An 18,193-nucleotide genomic window follows, 5' to 3' on the forward strand; every position below is an offset into this window, starting at 1 on the left:
GCCCGGCGCGGGCGCGGCCGGTGCGGCGGCGGGCGCGGCCGCGTCGGAGAGCCAGCCGGCCCCGCCGGTGGCCTCGCCCGCACCGGGCGGGGTGTACGCGGTGAGGGTGGTGGAGCCGGTGAGGCCCTGGAGCGGCTGCGGGCAGACCGCGGTGCTCCGCTCGACCTGCGCCGTGGTGGCGGTGGCCCGGTCGGTGCGGGCCGGGGCGGCCGGCGGGCGCAGCTCGGCGATGCCGAACACCGCCGCGAGCACCACGCCCGCGGCCAGCAGCGAGCGGGTGGTGCGCGCCACCGAGGAGCCCTTCGGGGCGGGGGCGCCGTCGAAGGCCCCGGCGGGGGCGGCGCCCGGCGCGGCGGGCTTCTTCCTGAAGGCGGGCTTCTTCATCGCGGGTCAGCTCCCGGATCCGTGGTGCGGGTACCGGCCCGGACCGTGCGGGCCGTTCGGGTCGTGGGGCTCGTTCGGGTCCGGCTGGTCGTAGTAGGGCTCGGCCTGCTGCTGTCCGGGCACCCAGGGCTGCTGGCCCGGCTGCTGGTACTGGTCGTAGCCGTACTGCTGGTCCGCCGGGTACGGCTGGTAGCCCTGCTGCTGGTAGCCGTCCTGGCCGCCGTACCCCTGGCCGCCGCCGTACGGCGCGCCCACCGGCTGCTGCGCGGCGTACGGGTCGTAGCTGTACGGGTCGGCCTGCTGGTACGTCTGGTACGGGTCGGTGTACGGCTCGGCCTCCTGCGCGGCGGCGGCCGCCTGGACCGCCCCGGCCGCCGGCTCGCCCGCGGACTGCGCCGGGATCGTGCCCGGCCGGCCCTCGTACACCCCGGCGTCCGGCTCGTCGGTGTCCGGGGCCTCGACCTCGGTGCCGTCGCCGCGCTCGGCCATCCGGCGGGCCCGGCGGCTGCCGGGGGCCGGGGCCTGCGCCTGGGCGGCGGCGGCCAGCGCGGCGGCCTCGACCACGTCCTCGGGCAGGTCGTCGTCCTTGTGGTTGCGCCGGCCGGGCAGGGCCAGCACCAGGACGGTCAGGCCGAGCAGCAGCTGCGCCCAGATCCAGCCGGTGTGCGCCAGGCTGCCCTCCCGGGTGACCAGCAGCTTGCCGCCGCCGGCCGGGAGCTTGAAGCCCTGCGCCCAGCCGTCCACGGTGACCGGCTCCAGGGCGGTGCCGTCCAGGGTGGCCTTCCACTGCGGGGCGGCGGACTCGGCGAGGCGCAGCACCCGGCCCTCGGGTCCGGCCGGCAGGGTGGTGTCGAGGTCGCGCTCACCGGCCGGGACGACCACGGGGACGGCGCCCGGGGCGGTGATCAGCGCGCGGGTGGCGGGGGTGCCGTCGACCTGCCAGAGCGCGGCGCCGCCGTCCTGGTTGGCCTTGACCAGGCCGGGGGTGGTGTCCAGGACGTCCTTGAAGGCGCCGATCAGCGGCTGGTCGACCAGCACGTAGGCGATGCCGTAGCGGGAGAGCGCGCCCGCCTGGTCGGCGCCGGAGCCGGCCAGCAGGCTGCCGACCGTGCGGTCCAGGCCGGCCGTGGTACCGGTGGCCGGGTCGACGGTGGACTCGGCCTGGCCGAGCGTCAGTCCGGCGCCGCGGACCACGGTGTAGTCGACCGAGCCGCCCTTCGGGTCGCCGGTGACGACCAGGGTGCGGGAGCGGTCGGTGGTGCCGGCCTGCTCGGCGATGAACGCGGGCACCTGGGCACCGCGGCCGCGGTGCAGCGGGCCGTCGGCGCCGGTGACGGCCCACCAGAGGCCGGTGCCCAGCGGGGCGAGCACGGCGGCGGCGACCACCAGGGCGGCGACCGGCTGGCGCCAGCCGAAGGCGATGCCAGCCACACGGGCGTTGGCGCCGTCGGCGCCGATCGCGGCGGCGGCGAGCAGGGCGACGCCGGCCAGCAGGGTGGCGGGGCCGGACCACGCGGGCACGGCCGGGCCGCCGGAGGCGGGGGTGACCGAGGTGCCGGCCACCGCGACGGCGAACAGCAGTCCGGCGCCGGCGGCGCCCCAGGCGGCGAGCACCGCGCGGCGGCGGTCGGCGCGCAGCAGGGCGGCCAGCGCGGCGAGCACCACGCCGGCGGAGAGCCAGACCGGCGGCACCCCGGCGCCGCCCGGGTTGACCAGGAGCAGCCCGGTGGCGGTCGGCCCGGCGCCGTGCAGGCCGGGCAGGCCCGCTTCGAGCAGCAGCCACTGCGGGTGCGAGAGCACCTGGAGCGACCAGGGCGCCAGGACGGCGACCGGCACCGCGAGGACGACCAGGACGCGCAGGCCGAGCAGGCGCAGCGCGGTGACGCCGGAGCCGAAGGCGCCGCCGCGGACCACCGCGGTGAGCAGCATGGCCAGGCAGAGCGGCACGGCCAGCGCCCAGACCAGCGGGACGAAGGCGGTGGCCAGGGTGAGCAGCAGGACGGTCATCCAGGCGGAGCGCCAGCCGGGGCGGGCGCCCTTGGCGGCGCTCTCGTCCCGGATGCCGAGGCCGGCGGTGATCGCGGCGGCACGGGCCAGCGGCGGGAGCAGCACGGCCAGCACGGCGGTGCCGATCCGGCCCTGGGCGAGCGCGCCGGTGGCGGCGGGCAGCAGGGCGTAGGTGGCGCTGGCCCAGGCGCGGACCAGCTTGGAGTCGATCAGCGGCCGGGAGACCAGGTAGGCGCTGACGGCGGAGAGCGGGACGGCGAGGACGACCAGCAGGGTGACCGCGAGGTCGGCGTGGTCGAACAGCATCCAGGAGAGGATCGACAGCACCGCGAGGTAGGGCGGCGCGGAGGCGGTGGAGCCGGTGCCGACGGGGTGCCAGGCGTCGGCGTACATCGACCAGAGGCCGGCCGCGCCGTCGGTGGCGGGCAGCAGGGCGCCGCCGAACAGGGCGTCAGCGCCGAGCAGGCCGCGGCAGGCGACCAGGGCGAACACCAGCAGGGCGGCGAACAGCACCGGGGCGGGGCGCCGGACGAGCTTCTTGACCAGCGCGAACTGCTCGACGACGAGGTCCTCGGCGTCCTCGTCGCCGCCGGCCTCGGCGGTGCCGTGCCGGCCGGAGCCGGCGTCGTCGCCGCCCCCTATGCCGAGCGAGCCGATGACGCCCTCGACGGCGAGCCGGGCGGTGGCGCCGGGTGCGGGGAAGAGCGTGCGGTCGTCCAGGGCGTCGGCGGCCCGGCTGCGGGCGCGGCGTTTGCGGGCGGCCAGCAGCCGGGGCAGCCGGACGAGTTCGTGGCCGAGGCCGGCGAGTTCGTCGAAGGCCTGCTTGGGGTCCTTGCCGAGCAGGTTGGCGACCACCCGCAGCAGGGTGCCGAGCACCAGCCGCAGCAGGACGTAGGGGAAGAGCACGCCCCTGGTGTTGGCGAGCAGGGTGTAGACGGCGCCGGCCTTGTCCACCCGGTGCGGGTGGGCGGGGCCGCAGTCGATGGCGCGGCGCTCGCGGCTGGCGGCCTCGGCGTGCCGGAGCACGGCGTCCGGGGCGACCACGACGCGGTGGCCGGCGGCGTTGACCCGCCAGCAGAAGTCGGTGTCGTCGCGCATCAGCGGCAGCGCCCGGTCGAAGCCGCCGAGCTGCTCGAAGACGTCGCGGCGCACCAGCATGCCGGCGGTGGAGACGGCGAGCACCGGGCGGACCTGGTCGTGCTGGCCCTGGTCCTGCTCGCGCCGGTCGAGGCCGGTCCAGCGGCGGCCGGAGCGGGCGATGGTGACGCCGACCTCCAGCAGCTGGCGGCGGTCGTACCAGCTGCGCAGCTTGGGGCCGACGACGGCGGCGCTGGGGGTGGAGTCGGCGACCTGGAGCAGTCGGCGCAGCGCGTCGGTCTGCGGTTCGCAGTCGTCGTGCAGCAGCCAGAGCCACTCGACCGGCTGGGTCTCCCGGGGGCCGCCGCGGCCGAGGCCGTCCTCCTCGCCGAGCGGGTCGCCGAAGTCGTCCCAGCCGCCGGTGACCGGGTCGTAGCCGGAGGGGTCGAGCCGGTAGGGCAGGTCCTCGGGGCGCAGCGGGGGGCTGTTGAAGACGGCCTCGCCGACGGCGGTGCCGAAGCCGGCCCGGCGGCCGAGGACGGTCGGGCCGCTCTCCGGGAGCCAGTCGGCGAGGGTCTCGGCGAGCAGGCGCGGGGAGTCGTCGGTGGAGCCGGTGTCGACGGCGAGGACGCGCTGGACCTGGCGGTCCTGGCCGAGCAGGCCGGCGAGGGCCCGGGGCAGCCAGCGGGCGCCGTCGTGCGAGACGATCACGGCGGTGACCAGGTGGCGCGGGTAGGCGGGCGGCCTGCTGGAGGAGAAGCCGCTCTGGTGGCTGTAGACGGTCATCGCGTGCGAGGGCCCCAGTTCTCGGTGGACACAGCCGGTGAACGGCAACCGGATGGCGCACCACACTAACGGCTCCGGGTGGCGGCTCCGTCCACGGTGTCCGCCCCGGGTGCCCGTCCGGGAACGCGGAAGCGCCTCACCACCGGTGGTGAGGCGCTTCGTCGCAGGTCGTCCGTGCGGGCCGGTCGTTCGAGGAACCGGGGTCCAGGGGTCCGGGGGACGCGTCCACCCCGTTCAGACGGCGCTCTTCTTGAGCCGGCGGCGCTCGCGCTCGGAGAGGCCGCCCCAGATGCCGAATCGCTCGTCATTGGCGAGGGCGTACTCCAGGCACTCGGAGCGGACCTCGCAGGCGAGGCAGACCTTCTTGGCCTCGCGCGTGGAGCCGCCCTTCTCGGGGAAGAAGGATTCCGGGTCGGTCTGGGCGCACAGCGCGCGCTCCTGCCAGCCGAGTTCCTCTTCCTCCTCGATGCCGTCACCGATCAACAGCTCAAAGAGCTCGCTCATGTGGCGCGCCTCCTCTGCCCCTATTGGCGTCCCCGTGGTTGCCGTTGCCTCGTGCGGCCGACGACACGAGTGAAATTACAGTTGCGTCACTCTGGCTCAGTCAAGCCGAGCTCTGGTATTGGGGCCAGGATTCACTCCCCGGCACCAAGCCGTTACGAATAGTGTACATAACCGGACACATCGGACCTCACGTCCGAGGACCCTCGAAGGCTGCCGAACCCTTCACGACCGGGGGCCGGGTGACGCGCAGTCACCGCCACAGGCCGGTCACCGCCCTCTCTTCCCGGCGATCTTCCCATCGAAACATAGAGGGTGATTTATCACCCCATCGGGTACTTCATGACCGATCTCACCCGAATGTCCGCTCTCCCCGAGTTGACACCGCCCCCGTCGATGCGATGTCCTTTCCCCTATGTCAGAGTTCGCCAGCCCCCGGAGCGGTTCCGCCCTCCGCCGTGCCGTGAACTCCTGTTGTCGCCTCTGTTCCTGCCGCTGTATCTAGGCGCCCGCCGTCCCGCCGCGCGCCGCCCAGGAAGCACAGAGGCCGCCCGCGATTCCCGCCCCAGGACATCCCGGATCCGGCTGATCCCCTGACGCCCCAGCCTTTCCGAGGACGACTCCCGTGCGAATGATCCGCATCCGCAAGCGGAACCGCGACCGCAGCAAGCTCGCCCGCCGCCTCCACGCCGCCCGCCCCGCCGCCCACCCGTGGGCCGACGGTCTCAGCGACGTCTCCATCGCCGGCGACCCGCTGGCCTTCCCGCACCTCGCGCGCACCGACCTGCCCGGGCACCCCGTCACCGTCGCCGACCACTCCCGGCTGGTCCGCGAGATCGCCGCCGACCGCGCCCGCTGGGAGCCGCTCGTCCGCTACGACGCGCTGACCCGCTGGTACGCCCGGCTGGAGACCGGCCCCGGCTACGAGGTCTGGCTGCTCAGCTGGCTGCCCGGCCAGAGCAGCGGCCTGCACGACCACGGCGCCTCCGCCGGCGTGATGACCGTCGTGCGGGGTGAACTCGTCGAGCGCTCCCTCACCCATGCGGGCGACGGCGCCCGGACGCTGCGCCCCGGCGGGCAGCGGGTGTTCTCCGCCGGCTACCTGCACGAGGTGGTCAACGGCTCGCTGGAGCCGGCCGTCTCCATCCACCTCTACAGCCCCGGCCTGACCGAGATGAACCAGTACGGCGGCGGCACGGCCGTCCCCGAGCAGCACCCGCAGGCGTCCGCCGAGGTCGGCTGAGGCCCGCCGGGCCTCGGCGGCGGTTGCCGAGGGCCGGGCTGACGACCCGTCGACGCGTGGCAGGATGGGCGCATGCGCATCGTGGCACTGGCAGGCGGGATCGGCGGAGCGCGTTTCCTGCGCGGACTCCGGGAGGCCGTCGGCCCCGAGGACGAGATCACCGTCATCGGCAACACCGGTGACGACATCCACCTCTTCGGGCTGAAGGTCTGCCCCGACCTCGACACCGTCATGTACACCCTCGGCGGCGGCATCCACGAGGAGCAGGGCTGGGGCCGGACCGACGAGACCTGGTCCATCAAGGCCGAGATGAAGGAGTACGGCGTCGGGCCCGAGTGGTTCGGGCTCGGCGACCGCGACTTCGCCACCCACCTCGTGCGCAGCCAGATGCTCACCGCCGGCTACACCCTCAGCCAGGTCACCGAGGCGCTCTGCGTGCGGTGGCGGCCCGGGGTGCGGCTGCTGCCGATGAGCGACGACCGGGTCGAGACCCACGTGCGGATCACCGACGACCGGGGCACCCGGGCGATCCACTTCCAGGAGTACTGGGTCAAGCTGCACGCCGCCGTCGACGCCGAGGCGATCGTGCCGGTCGGCGCGGAGACCGCCAAGCCGGCGCCCGGCGTGCTGGAGGCCATCGCCGACGCCGACGTCATCCTCTTCCCGCCGTCCAACCCGGTCGTCTCGATCGGCACCATCCTCGCCGTGCCGGGCATCCGGGCCGCCGTCGCCGCCGCGTCCGCCCCGGTGGTCGGGCTCTCCCCGATCATCGGCGGGGCGCCGGTGCGCGGCATGGCCGACAAGGTGCTCGCCGCCGTCGGCGTCGAGGCCACCGCGGACGCGGTCGCGCTGGACTACGGCAGCAGGTCGGCGCCGCGGAGCGGCGCGGGCGAGGGTGGCGACGGGCGGCGGGAGGGCCTGCTGGACGGGTGGCTGGTGGACACCGCGGACGAGGGCGTCGTCGCCGCCGTCGAGGCCGGCGGGATCGCCTGCCGGGCCGTGCCGCTACTGATGACCGACGTGCCCGCCACCGCCGCGATGGCCCGGGCCGCGCTCGCGCTGGCCGAGCAGGTGCGCGGATGACGCTCCGGATCGTCCCGGTCGGCGGGCTGCCCGAGATCGACGCCGGCGCCGACCTCGCCGGGCTGATCGCCAAGGCCGCCGAGTACCAGGACGGCGACATCCTGCTGGTCACCTCCAAGGTGGTCAGCAAGGCCGAGGGCCGGGTGCTGGAGGCCGCCGACCGCGAGGCCGCGATCGACGCCGAGACGGTCCGGGTGGTCGCCCGGCGCGGCAGCACCCGGATCGTCGAGAACCGCAACGGCCTGGTGATGGCCGCCGCCGGTGTCGACGCCTCGAACACCGCCCCCGGCACCGTCCTGCTGCTGCCCGAGGACCCGGACGCCTCGGCCCGCGCGCTGCGGGCCCGGATCCAGCAGCTCACCGAGCGCCGGCTCGCCGTCGTGGTCACCGACACCTTCGGCCGGCCCTGGCGCAACGGGCTCACCGACGTCGCCATCGGCGCCGCCGGGCTGCCCGTCGTCGAGGACCACCGGGGCCGCACCGACTCGCACGGCAACGAGCTGGCCATGACCGTGACCGCCACCGCCGACGAGCTCGCCGCCGCCGCCGACCTGGTGAAGGGCAAGGCCACCGGCACCCCGGTCGCCGTGGTGCGCGGCCTCGGCCACCTGGTCACCGCCGAGGACGGCGAGGGCGCCCGGGCGCTGGTCCGGCCCGCCGCCGAGGACATGTTCCGGCTCGGCACCTCCGAGGCGATCCGGCAGGCCGTCACCCAGCGGCGCACCATCCGCGCGTTCACCGCCGAACCGGTCGACCCGCAGGCCGTGCGGCGCGCCGTCGCCGCCGCGGTCACCGCGCCCGCGCCGCACCACACCACGCCGTGGCGGTTCGTGCTGCTGGAGACCCCCGGCGTCCGGACCCGGCTGCTGGACGCGATGCTCACCGCCTGGCGTCGCGACCTCGCCGAGCTGGACGGCTGGGACGAGGAGCGGATCGCCCGCCGCACCGCCCGCGGCGACGTCCTGCGGGCCGCCCCGTACCTGGTGGTGCCCTGCCTGGTGATGGACGGCTCGCACGACTACCCCGACGATCGCCGGGCCGGCGCCGAGCGGGAGATGTTCACCGTCGCGATCGGCGCGGCCGTGCAGAACCTCCTGGTCGCCCTGGTCGGCGAGGGCTACGGCTCGGCCTGGGTGTCCTCCACCATGTTCTGCCGCGACACCGTCCGCACCGCCCTCGGCCTCCCCGGCCACTGGGACCCGATGGGCGCCGTCGCCGTCGGCCGCCCCGCCGAACCCCCGCGCACCCGCCCCGAGCGGACGGCGGACGCCTTCATCGAGGTCCGCTGACCGACCCGACGGCGGGTGTCAGTCGCCGAGGTCGTCCGGCAGCAGGCGGAAGGCCTGGTGGTTGGTCAGCGGCCGGATCGCGCGGAAGTGCCTGCGGTCGATCGTCAGCACGGCGTCGGTGCGGAACTCGGCGGCCAGCGCGACGTTGATCGCGTCGGTCAGGCCCATGCTCAGCTCCGGGTAGCGGCGCATGACGATTCGCGCGGCACCCAGGTGCGAAGCGACCTCCGGGACCTCGAACCGGCCGATCGTGCAACGGTCGATGATGTCCTCCAGGATGCCCATCGCCGCGCCGACGCCGAGCGTCCGGTGGGCCAGGTAGTCCAGTTCGGCGAGCACCAGCGGCGAAATGACCAGGTGGCCCACGGTGTCCAACGCCTTCCGGCAGGCGATGTGGTCAGGCTCGTCCCGCGCGTAGGCCGCGAGCAGCGCGCCGGTGTCGCCGACCACCGCGACCGCCGTCACCGCCCGAACCCTTCCATGTGCTTGTCGAGATCGGCCACGATGCGACCGCCTCCGCCTCCGAAACTCGGCATGTCGTCGATCTCGTCGCCCATCGGGTCGGTACGGAACGGGTAGACCGGCTCGGCGAGGTCCGGCGGCACGATCGTGGCGACATGGCGGCCGTCCTTGGTGACGATCACGGTCTCACCGCGCTCGACGGCTCCTATCACCTTGGCCGTCTGCTGGTTCAGTTCCCGCATCGTTGCTTCCATGAGGCCAGCCTAAGCCTGGTACTACGGTGTAGTACATCATGCGGGGGTGCAATTCACCCGAACGTGTGGGTTTAGCGCCGGCGGTGGTCGTTGGGGGCGAGGCGGGGGCCGAAGCGGGGGGCGTGGGTGCCGGTGGCGAGGACGATCCGGCACAGGCGGTGGCGGTGCGGGCGGTAGGGCTCCAGGAGCGCCAGCATCTGGGCGTCGTCGCTGCGGACCCGGCCGGCCAGCGCCCAGCCGACGGTGTTGGGCAGGTGGAAGTCGCCGACCGAGACGGCGTCCGCGTCGCCGTTGCTGCGCTGGAGGGTCTCGGCGGCCGTCCAGACGCCGATGCCCGGGACGGCGGTGAGGCGGGCGAAGGACGCCTCGTGGTCCATCGCGGAGGCCTCCTCCAGGCGGGGCGCCAGGCGGACGGCGCGCTGCACCGTCGCCGAGCGCTTCGGGTCCACGCCCGCCCGGTGCCAGTCCCAGCTCGGCACCTGCGACCACTCGCGGGCCGACGGCGCCACCCGCATCTCCCCCGCCGGCCCGGGCGCCGGGGTGCCGAAGGCGCGCAGCAGGGTGCGCCAGGCGCGGTAGGCCTCGCCGGTGGTGACCTTCTGCTCCAGGATCGCCGGCACCAGGGACTCCAGCACCAGCCCGGTCCTGGCCAGCCGCACGCCGGCCGCCGCGCGCTGGGCCTCGCGCAGCGGGCCGGGCGGCAGGACCAGGCCCGCCGGGTCGTCCGCGTCGCCGAGCAGCTCGGGCAGCCGGTCGAGCAGCCACGGCGCGCCCGGGCCCCAGGCGTCCGCCTCGACCACGCCCTCGGAGGGGCGGGCGAGCACCCGCAGGGTGCCGACGCCGGCCGGGGTGCGGGAGGCCCGCCAGACGGCGCCGTCGGCGGTGGTCCGGTACGCCGGGTCGGCCGGGCCGCGGCGCAGCGGGAGCAGGGTGCGGGCCACGTCCAGCGGGAAGCCGGGCCGCCAGCGGCGCACGGCCGCGGCGCCGGTGCCGGGGCCGCTGCCGGTGGCCCTCGGGGCGGGCACGCTCCTCCCGTTCACCGCCGTGCACCTCCTGCGCTGTCCGTCGACCATGGGGATATGAACGATACGCGGGTGACGGAATTGTCCCCAGGTGACGAGAGTGCCGTGCGGGCCCTCTACCACCGGGTGCTGGAGGGCTGGAACCTGCGGGACGGCGCCGCCTTCGCCGGGCCGTTCGCGCCGGACGGCGAGGTGATCGGCTTCGACGGGACCCGCCACCGCGGCCGCTCGGTGATGGCCGCCGAGCTCGGACGGGTCTTCGCCGACCACGCCACGCCCGAGTACGTCGCCAAGGTGCGGCGGGTGCGGGCGCTGGCCCCCGGGGTGGCGCAGCTGGACGCGGTCGCCGGCCTGGTGCCGGACGACGCGGAGGACGTGGACCCCGCGCTGAACGCGGTGCAGACGGTGATCGCGGTCGACGCGGGGGCGGGCTGGCGGATCGCGCTGTGGCAGACCACCCCGGCCCGGTACGACCTGCGGCCCGACCTCGCGCAGGCGCTGACGGCGGAACTGCGGGCGCTGGTCGGCCGCGGGCCGGGGCCGCGGTGATCATGCGGTGATCCGGCGGGCGGCGCCGCGCGTGAACCGGATGTTCACGGGATTTCGACCTGCCCGCCACGCCGCCCGGCGGCGCCCCCGCCACCCCTCCCGGACGTCCGCCCGTAGGCCGTAGGCTGGGGCGCACCATGACTTCGCCTTTCGCTGCCGATGCCCGCACCCCCGTCGAGCTGCTGCACGCTTTCCTGCGAGGTGGCGCTCCCTCAGTCGACCCCGCGGCCCCGCTGGTCACCTTCTACGACGACGCCAGCGGCGAACGCGTCGAACTCTCCGCCCGGACCTTCGACAACTGGGTGGCCAAGACCGCGAACCTGCTCCAGGACGAGCTCAACGCCGGGCCGGGCGACCGGGCCGCGCTGCTCCTCCCGGCCCACTGGCAGAGCGCCGTCTGGCTGCTCGCCTGCTGGTCGGTGGGGGTGACGGCGGTGCCGGGCGGCGACCCGGCCGGCGCCGACCTGGTGGTCAGCGGCCCGGACGGCCTGGAGGCCGCCCAGGCGTGCGAGGGCGAGCGGGTGGCGCTCGCGCTGCGCCCGCTCGGCGGGCGCTTCCCGCAGCGTCCGGACGGCTTCCTCGACTACGCGGCCGAGGTGCCCGGCCAGGGCGACCGGTTCGCCCCCTACTCCCCCGTCACCCCGGACGCCCCGGCGCTGGAGACCTCGGTCGACGGCCTGCCGCTGAAGCTGACCGGGGAGCAGACCGTCCAGCTGGCCCGCGAGGGCGCCGCCCGGCTCGGGGTGGGACCGGGCGACCGGGTGCTGTCCACCCTCTGCTACGACGACTGGGCGGGTCTGGAGGCCGGGCTGCTGGCGCCGCTGGCGGCCGGGGCCTCGGTGGTGCTCTGCCGCAACTCGGACGGCCTGGACGCCGACCAGTGGGAGAAGCGGGTGGAATCCGAACGGGTGACACTGCGCCTCGGGTAACCCCCGGCCCCGGCCCGGCGGGTAGGGATCCCTGCCATGGCCGAGGACGACACCGAGCACCCCCCGACCGAACGCCCGCCGACCGACCGAACCCCGGCCGAGGAGGCCGGCGCCGCGGAGCCGGAAGCCATTGCGGAGGCTTCCGGCGCCCGGCGGCGCCGCCGCCGGTGGCTGGTCGTCACCGCCGGCGCCCTGGCGTTCCTGCTGGTGGCCTGCGGCACCGTGCTCTGGATCGCCTACCGCAAGCTCGACGGCAACATCCGCACCGACTCCACCACCGACCAGCTGCTGGCCCGGCTGGAGGCGGAGCGCCCCGCCCGGACCGCCGGGGCCCGCGGCGCGGAGAACCTGCTGCTGATCGGCAGCGACGACCGGACCGGCGCCAACGCCTCCTACGGCTCGGCGGGCGGCCAGCGGTCGGACACCACGATCCTGCTGCACCTGGCGGCCGACCGGCGGCGCGCGACCGCCGTCTCCATCCCGCGCGACGTCATGGTGAGCGTCCCCGCCTGCGAGAAGCCGGACGGCACCCGCAGCCGGCCCGCGCTGCTGCAGTTCAACGCCGCCTTCGAGACCGGCGGCCCGGCCTGCTCGATCCGGACCGTCGAGCAGCTCAGCGGCATCCGGATCGACCACTACGTGATCATCGACTTCACCGGGTTCAAGCGGATGGTGGACGCCGTCGACGGGGTCGAGGTGTGCGTGCCCCAGCCGATCCACGACAAGGACGCCAAGCTGGACCTCCCGGCCGGGCGGCAGACCCTGCACGGCGAGCAGGCGCTCGGCTACGTCCGGGCCCGGGAGACCCTCGGCGACGGCAGCGACACCCAGCGGATGGGGCGTCAGCAGCAGTTCCTGGCGGCGCTGATCCGCAAGGTGCAGTCGCAGGGCGTGCTGCTCAACCCGACCAAGCTGTGGCCGGTGCTGGACGCGGCCACCTCGTCGGTGCGGGCCGACGGCTCGCTGTCCTCGCTGGGCGCGCTGTACGACCTGACCCAGGACCTGCGCGGGATCCCGTCCTCGGACGTGACCTTCCTGACGGCGCCGCGGCAGCCGTACCGGTTCGACTCGGACCGCGACGAGTTCGTGCAGCCGCAGACCGCGCAGCTGTTCGCGGCGCTACGGGACGACCGGCCGGTGGAGGTGCGGCCCCCGGGGTCGGGCCCGTCGCCGACGGCCCGGGCGGCCCCGTCGGCGGCCCCTTCGTCCTCGGCGCCGGCCTCGCCGTCGGCCTCGTCACCGACCTCGCCGCTGACCTCGCCGCTGACCTCGCCGTCACCGAGCGTGAGCACTCCGCCCTCGTTCGAGGGGCGGACCGCCGACGTGGACGCGTGCGCGGTGCACTGACCCGTCGCCATGCGAATCAAGTGATCATCTGATCACCATTCCGTACACGGATCATGATCTTGAAAGGTTCTCACCGGAAATTCCCAGCACCTGATTCACCTGCGGAAATCGCCGGTCCGCATCATGGCGGAGATCACACCCGGAACAATTCCCCCACCCGGCTCGTCTAGGGTGTCCGAGTCGGTCGCGCAATTCGCGCACCGGCCCGAGAACCGGCCGGAGGGAGGGGAACACCCGTGCAGCAGGACATCCACGGCGCCACGCCGGACGCCGGGCCGACCCCGTCCGACCCGGCCCGGGGCATCCCCGTCCAGCGCCGGCGCCCCTCGGGGACCGCGGCCGAGGCCGCGACCGACCCCGCCCCCGGGAGGGCGGCCGACGGGGGGCGGGCCGCCCGGCGGAGGGCGCGCGGCGCGGCCCGGCGCAACCGCCGGCGACGGCTGCTGAAGTGGACCGGCGGCCTCGGCGCGTTCGTCCTGGTGGCCGGCTGCGGTGGCGCGTACTACGCGTACCAGCACTTCAACAACAACATCACCACCGTCAAGGTGCAGCTGGGCAACGAGGCGGAGCGGCCCCAGCCGGTCGGCGACGCCACGAACATCCTGGTGATCGGCACCGACAGCCGGGAGGGCCTGGGCCGCGCGTACGGCGACGAGGGCAGCGCCGGGCACGCCGACACCACCATGCTGTTCCACGTCGCCAAGGACCGCAGCAACGCGACGGTGCTCAGCATCCCGCGCGACCTCATGGTGCCGGTGCCGGACTGCCGGACGCCGGACGGGAAGACCATCCCCGGCACGGCGCGCACGATGTTCAACAACAGCCTGGGCCAGGAGGGCCGCGACCCGAGCTGCACCTGGAAGACCGTCGAGAAGATGACCGGGATCCGGATCGACCACTTCATGATGGTCAACTTCGACGCGGTGAAGACGCTCTCCAGCGCCGTCGGCGGCGTCGAGGTCTGCGTGGCCAAGGACATCAACGACCCGGACTCGCACCTGAAGATGAGCAAGGGCCGGCACGTCGTCCAGGGCGACGAGGCGCTCGCCTTCGTTCGTACCCGGCACGCCGTCGGACAGGGCGGCGACCTCTCCCGGATCCCGTTGCAACAGCAGTTCATCAGCTCGATGATCCGCTCGGCCAAGAGCAACGACACCCTGACCGACCCGGCCAAGCTGTGGAAGCTCGCGGACGCCGCCACCAAGGCGCTCACCGTCGACTCCGGGATCGGCAGCGTCGACAAGCTGACCGGCCTCGCGCTGGACGTCAGCAAGGTCGACACCAAGAACATCACCTTCGCCACCGTGCCGGTGCTGGACGACCCGGCGGACGAGAACCGGCTGGTGCTCAAGCAGCCGGACGCCGGGCAGCTGTTCTCGATGGTCGGCAACGACCGGTCGCTGACCGGGACGGCGGACTCCGCCGGGGCGGCCCCGGCGGCTCCCTCGGCCGCTGCCACGTCGGCGGCCCCGGCAGCTCCGGCGGCTCCGACCACGGCCGCTCCGGCCGCTCCGGCGGCGGACGTGCAGCAGCTGCGGGTGACGGTGCGCAACGGCAGCGGGACGCCCGGGCAGGCGCAGCAGGCCGTCGACCGGCTGCAGGCGAAGGGCTACACCCGGGCCGCGACCGCCGCCAACGCGCCCGTCGCGGCGGCCACCACGCTCTCCCACCCGGCCGGGAAGGCCGCCGAGGCGGCGGCACTGGCCACCGCCCTGGGCCTGCCCGCCGACGCGGTCAGGGCGGACCCGAAGCTGGGCGCCAAGGACGGGCTGGTGCTGGTGCTCGGCAAGGACGCGGCCGCCGCCGCGGCGACCCCGAGCGCGCCGGCCACCGAGGCGCCGAAGGACCTCCAGCGGGTCCAGGCCGACGACACCGACGTCTGCGCCAAGTGAGCTGACGTCAGGGCCGCCCCGGCGGGCGCGAGCGGCCCGCCGGCGTCCGGGGGCGTCCCGGCGGACCGGGACGGCGCGGCCGGGGATCGGACAGCCCTGGCGGAGCGTCACCCCGCGGGCGTACCGGCAGCACCGCGGCCGGGCCGACGAGGACGCCGCGGCCCGCGCGAACGGCGGCGGCCCCGGCCTCGGCCGTCCCCACGGCTCCGGCGACGGCGCCGGGGGCGGGAACGGGAGGGCGGGTCCGCGGAACGGGCCGGTGCCGGCGCCCGGGGGCGCCGGGTGTCAGCTGCGCTCGACCACCGCGCCGGTGGCGGTCGCGGCACTGCTGCCGATCACCTTGCGGGCCAGCGAGCGCGGCGAGGTGAGGAAGCCGAAGCCCCAGCTGAGGTGCATGGTCGCGAAGGCCAGCGGGAGCAGCGCCTTGGCCTTGAACGACAGGCCGCGGCCCTCGACCAGCGCGCCGCCGTGGATGCCGAGCAGGTAGGCACCGGGGAAGGCCAGGAAGACCGGGTGGACGGCCACGCCGAGCACCAGTCCGAGCGTCACGCCGACGAAGGCGGCCGGGGGCGCGAGGTAGCGCAGGTTGACCGAGCCCCGGTGGTACCGGGTGACCACCCGGCGCCAGCGGCCGTAGTCCTTGTACTGCTTGGCCAGCGCCTTGACGCTGGGCCGGGGGCGGTAGGTGACGCGCAGCTGCGGGGTGAACCAGACCAGGCCGCCGTCCTGGCGGATGCGGTAGTTGAGCTCCCAGTCCTGGGCGCGGACGAACTCCTCGTTGTAGCCGCCGAGGCGCTCCAGCACCTCGCGCCGGAACACCCCGAGGTAGACGGTGTCCGCCGGGCCGGCCAGGCCGCCGGTGTGGAAGGCCGCGTTGCCGACGCCTATCTTGGAGGTCATCGCGACGGCGACCGCGTTCTCCCACTCGGTCTCGCCCTCGGCGTGCATGATGCCGCCGACGTTGGCCGCCTCCATCTCGCCGAGCAGCCGGACCGCCGTGGTGATGTAGCCCGGGGTGAGCAGACCGTGGCCGTCGACCCGGACCACTATCGGGTGGCTGGAGCCGCGGATCGCGGCGTTCAGCCCGGCGGGGGTGCGCCCGGTGGGGTTCTCCACGGTCCGGACCCGCGGGTCCTCGGCGACGAGTTCGGCGGCGATCTGCGCGGTGCGGTCGGTGGACGGACCGAGGGCGATCACCACCTCCATCGGCCCGGCGTACTCCTGTTCCAGGATGTGCCGGACGGCCGTACGCAGGTGTCGTTCCTCGTTGAGCACCGGCATGATCACGGAGACCGCCGGCAGCTCCTCAGCAGCCTTGGTGTTCATCGGGGCCAACCGTACCGGTGTGAACGGGGTGTCGTCTTGTCCCGGTCTGGGCCGCTGTGGGCGGCCCGGGAGCGACCGTGTGCGAAGGAATGTCGAGGAGACGTTCCCACGTCACCGGAGGGCTCCGGAAGGAACGTTTCACTGATCCAGGCCCACCGTACCTCCCGCCTCCGGCGCGCCCTCACCCGGCCCGACCGAGGGCGCCCCTACCATCCGAGAGATGCCCGTCTCCCCGCTCTCCGCCCAGTCCGGAGGCCCCGCCGGTGCCCCGCCCGGACGGGCCGGATCCCCGCCCGGACGGCGGCGCCGCTGGCCCCGCCGGCTGGCCGCAGGTGTCGCCCTCGGCATCCTCGCCACCTCCTGCGGCGGCTGGGCGGTGCTGCGCGGCGCCGGGTCGATCGACCGGGTCGACGTCTTCGGCGGCGCCCGGGCCCGCCCGGCCGACGACGCCTCCACCACCTTCCTGGTGGTCGGCACCGACGAGCGCGACGGCATCCCGGAGAAGACCCTGAAGACCGTGCTGCACGCCGGCGGCGAGTCCTGCCACTGCACCGACACGATGATGATCGTCCAGCTCGCCGGGGACGGCTCCCGGGCCAGTGTGATCAGCATTCCGCGTGACTCCTATGTCGACATCCCCGCGCACTGGGACCCGGTGGCCCGCAAGGAGGTCCCGGCCGGCAAGGGGAAGATCAACGCCGCGTTCGGGCTGGGCGGGCCGCCGCTGACCGTGGCCACCGTCGAGCAGAACACCGGGCTGCGGATCGACCACTACCTCCAGGTGAACTTCGCCGGGTTCGTCGCCGCCGTGGACGCCGTCGGCGGGGTCCGGGTCTGCACGGCCAAGCCGCTCAAGGACGAGTACTCGGGTCTGGACCTGCCGGCCGGCACCAGCACCCTGGACGGCGCGGGGGCGCTCAAGTACGTGCGCGCCCGGCACCTGGACGGCAGCTCCGACCTGGGGCGGATGCACCGGCAGCAGAAGTTCGTCGCCGAGCTGCTGCACGAGGTGACCAGCAGCGGCACCCTGCTCAACCCGGTCCGGCTGGCCCGGGTCACGGACAGCCTGCTCGGCTCGGTCAAGGCGGACCAGGGGCTCTCGACCGACGACCTGGTCACCCTGGCCGCCCGGATGAAGGACCTGACGGCCGGGCGGGCCGACTTCGTGACCGTGCCGCTGGCCTCGGTGGACCACCCGGTCGCCGGGTGGGGGTCGACGGTGCTGTGGGACAAGGAGCGGGCGGAGGAGCTGTTCGACGCCGTCCGGGAGGGGCGGCCGCTGACGGACGGGGCGGCCGCGGGCGGGGAGGAGGCTTCCGAACCGGCGGCTCCGGCGGCCCCGCCGCCGGCGGCCTCGGCGGCCCCGGCTCCGGGGTCCGCGGCTCCGGGGTCCGCGGCTCCGGGGTCCACGCCTCCCGCCGCCGTCGCCGTCGCCCCGGAGCAGGTGCACGTCCAGGTGTTCAACGCGGCGGGCGTGGCCGGACTGGGTGCCCGGGTCGACGCCGAGCTGCGGCGGGCCGGGTTCGCCACCACCGGGGCCCCCTCCAACGCCCCGATCGGCACCTCGCCCGGGCGGACGGTGATCCGCTACGACCCGCGCCGGGCCGCCGAGGCGCGGACCCTGGCGGTCGCGGTGCCGCAGGCCGAGCGGACGCCGGTGCCGGGCCTGGGGACGGTCCTGCAGCTGTACGCGGGCGCGGACCACCCGGCGGCCGGAGCGACGGCGCTCCCCGTCCCGCTGCCCACGGCGCCGGGTGCGGCACCCTCCGGCCCGGCCGGAGAGGCCCGCCCGGACGCGGGGGGCAACGAGGCGGAGACGACCGGCCCCGAGCGGCCGAGCGACATCGTCTGCCCGTGAGCGGCCGGCGCGCGGATCGGCGGACGCACGGAAGGGGGCGGGGTGCGCACGGCACCCCGCCCCTCCCCCCGCCCCCCGGCCCCGGGGGGCCCCCCCGCCCCCCCAACCGGGGGGGCCCCCCGGGGCGGGCGGGGCCGGCGGAGATCTAGTCGTAGTCCGGTGCTCCTCGGTGTCGATAGTGTAT

Annotated in this window: 14 protein-coding genes and 1 pseudogene; 8 read left to right on the forward strand and 7 right to left on the reverse strand. The window is 75.3% G+C overall.

Annotated features, from left to right (window positions below; all coding sequences use genetic code 11):
- The 3 genes and pseudogenes from ACFXAM_RS30335 to ACFXAM_RS30345 all read right to left on the reverse strand — a co-directional run.
- Nucleotides 1-384, reverse strand: a pseudogene (locus ACFXAM_RS30335) (hypothetical protein); the annotation flags it as partial.
- Between the two features lie 6 nt (nt 385-390).
- The gene (locus ACFXAM_RS30340; protein WP_380296068.1) at nt 391-4,254 is read right to left on the reverse strand and encodes a glycosyltransferase; all 3,864 of its coding nucleotides are present in this window, start codon (nt 4,252-4,254) and stop codon (nt 391-393) included.
- Between the two features lie 234 nt (nt 4,255-4,488).
- A complete protein-coding gene (locus ACFXAM_RS30345) occupies nt 4,489-4,758 on the reverse strand; it encodes a WhiB family transcriptional regulator (RefSeq protein ID WP_030310813.1) in 270 nt (89 codons plus the stop codon).
- Nucleotides 4,759-5,380: 622 nt separating this feature from the next.
- Between ACFXAM_RS30345 and ACFXAM_RS30350 the strand changes: the two genes are divergently transcribed.
- The 3 genes from ACFXAM_RS30350 to ACFXAM_RS30360 all read left to right on the forward strand — a co-directional run bounded on the left by ACFXAM_RS30350 (nt 5,381) and on the right by ACFXAM_RS30360 (nt 8,370).
- Complete coding sequence (locus ACFXAM_RS30350) at nt 5,381-5,998, forward strand: cysteine dioxygenase (protein WP_380296069.1); 618 nt, start codon at nt 5,381-5,383, stop codon at nt 5,996-5,998.
- Between the two features lie 72 nt (nt 5,999-6,070).
- Entirely contained in the window at nt 6,071-7,081 is a 1,011-nt protein-coding gene (gene cofD, locus ACFXAM_RS30355; protein ID WP_380296071.1) for a 2-phospho-L-lactate transferase, read from the forward strand.
- Nucleotides 7,078-8,370, forward strand: a complete 1,293-nt coding sequence (locus ACFXAM_RS30360) for a coenzyme F420-0:L-glutamate ligase (RefSeq protein ID WP_380296073.1) — start codon at nt 7,078-7,080, stop codon at nt 8,368-8,370. The genes cofD and ACFXAM_RS30360 overlap by 4 nt, the downstream gene beginning before the upstream one ends.
- Nucleotides 8,371-8,388: 18 nt before the next feature.
- Here ACFXAM_RS30360 and ACFXAM_RS30365 read toward each other — a convergent pair whose 3' ends face one another.
- The 3 genes from ACFXAM_RS30365 to ACFXAM_RS30375 all read right to left on the reverse strand — a co-directional run bounded on the left by ACFXAM_RS30365 (nt 8,389) and on the right by ACFXAM_RS30375 (nt 10,159).
- The gene (locus ACFXAM_RS30365; protein ID WP_380296075.1) at nt 8,389-8,835 is read right to left on the reverse strand and encodes a PIN domain-containing protein; all 447 of its coding nucleotides are present in this window, start codon (nt 8,833-8,835) and stop codon (nt 8,389-8,391) included.
- Nucleotides 8,832-9,086 (reverse strand): type II toxin-antitoxin system Phd/YefM family antitoxin, encoded by a 255-nt coding sequence (locus ACFXAM_RS30370; protein ID WP_380296076.1) that lies wholly within the window; start codon nt 9,084-9,086, stop codon nt 8,832-8,834. Before ACFXAM_RS30370 ends, ACFXAM_RS30365 begins: the two co-directional genes overlap by 4 nt.
- 71 nt (nt 9,087-9,157) lie before the next feature.
- Complete coding sequence (locus tag ACFXAM_RS30375; protein ID WP_380296077.1) at nt 9,158-10,159, reverse strand: DNA-3-methyladenine glycosylase family protein; 1,002 nt, start codon at nt 10,157-10,159, stop codon at nt 9,158-9,160.
- Between the two features lie 6 nt (nt 10,160-10,165).
- On the opposite strand from ACFXAM_RS30375, the gene ACFXAM_RS30380 reads away from it, so the two are divergent.
- From ACFXAM_RS30380 to ACFXAM_RS30395, 4 genes are all read left to right on the forward strand, one after another.
- Nucleotides 10,166-10,657 (forward strand): SgcJ/EcaC family oxidoreductase, encoded by a 492-nt coding sequence (locus ACFXAM_RS30380; protein ID WP_380296079.1) that lies wholly within the window; start codon nt 10,166-10,168, stop codon nt 10,655-10,657.
- Between the two features lie 137 nt (nt 10,658-10,794).
- Nucleotides 10,795-11,586 (forward strand): TIGR03089 family protein, encoded by a 792-nt coding sequence (locus ACFXAM_RS30385; RefSeq protein ID WP_380296081.1) that lies wholly within the window; start codon nt 10,795-10,797, stop codon nt 11,584-11,586.
- A gap of 36 nt (nt 11,587-11,622) precedes the next feature.
- A complete protein-coding gene (locus tag ACFXAM_RS30390; RefSeq protein WP_380296083.1) occupies nt 11,623-12,933 on the forward strand; it encodes an LCP family protein in 1,311 nt (436 codons plus the stop codon).
- Between the two features lie 236 nt (nt 12,934-13,169).
- Nucleotides 13,170-14,825 (forward strand): LCP family protein, encoded by a 1,656-nt coding sequence (locus ACFXAM_RS30395; RefSeq protein WP_380296085.1) that lies wholly within the window; start codon nt 13,170-13,172, stop codon nt 14,823-14,825.
- 285 nt (nt 14,826-15,110) lie between these two features.
- On the opposite strand, the gene ACFXAM_RS30400 is transcribed toward ACFXAM_RS30395, so the two are convergent.
- Nucleotides 15,111-16,151 carry a glycosyltransferase family 2 protein gene (locus ACFXAM_RS30400; protein WP_380296087.1) on the reverse strand — a complete coding sequence of 347 codons (1,041 nt, stop codon included), beginning with the start codon at nt 16,149-16,151 and terminating at the stop codon, nt 15,111-15,113.
- A gap of 220 nt (nt 16,152-16,371) precedes the next feature.
- On the opposite strand from ACFXAM_RS30400, the gene ACFXAM_RS30405 reads away from it, so the two are divergent.
- Nucleotides 16,372-18,009: an LCP family protein gene (locus ACFXAM_RS30405; RefSeq protein WP_380296089.1), complete on the forward strand. Its 1,638-nt coding sequence runs from the start codon at nt 16,372-16,374 to the stop codon at nt 18,007-18,009.
- The last annotated feature ends 184 nt before the right edge of the window (nt 18,010-18,193 follow it).

The sequence above is a fragment of the Kitasatospora sp. NPDC059462 genome, assembly GCF_042749955.1.
Classification (GTDB): Bacteria; Actinomycetota; Actinomycetes; order Streptomycetales; family Streptomycetaceae; genus Kitasatospora.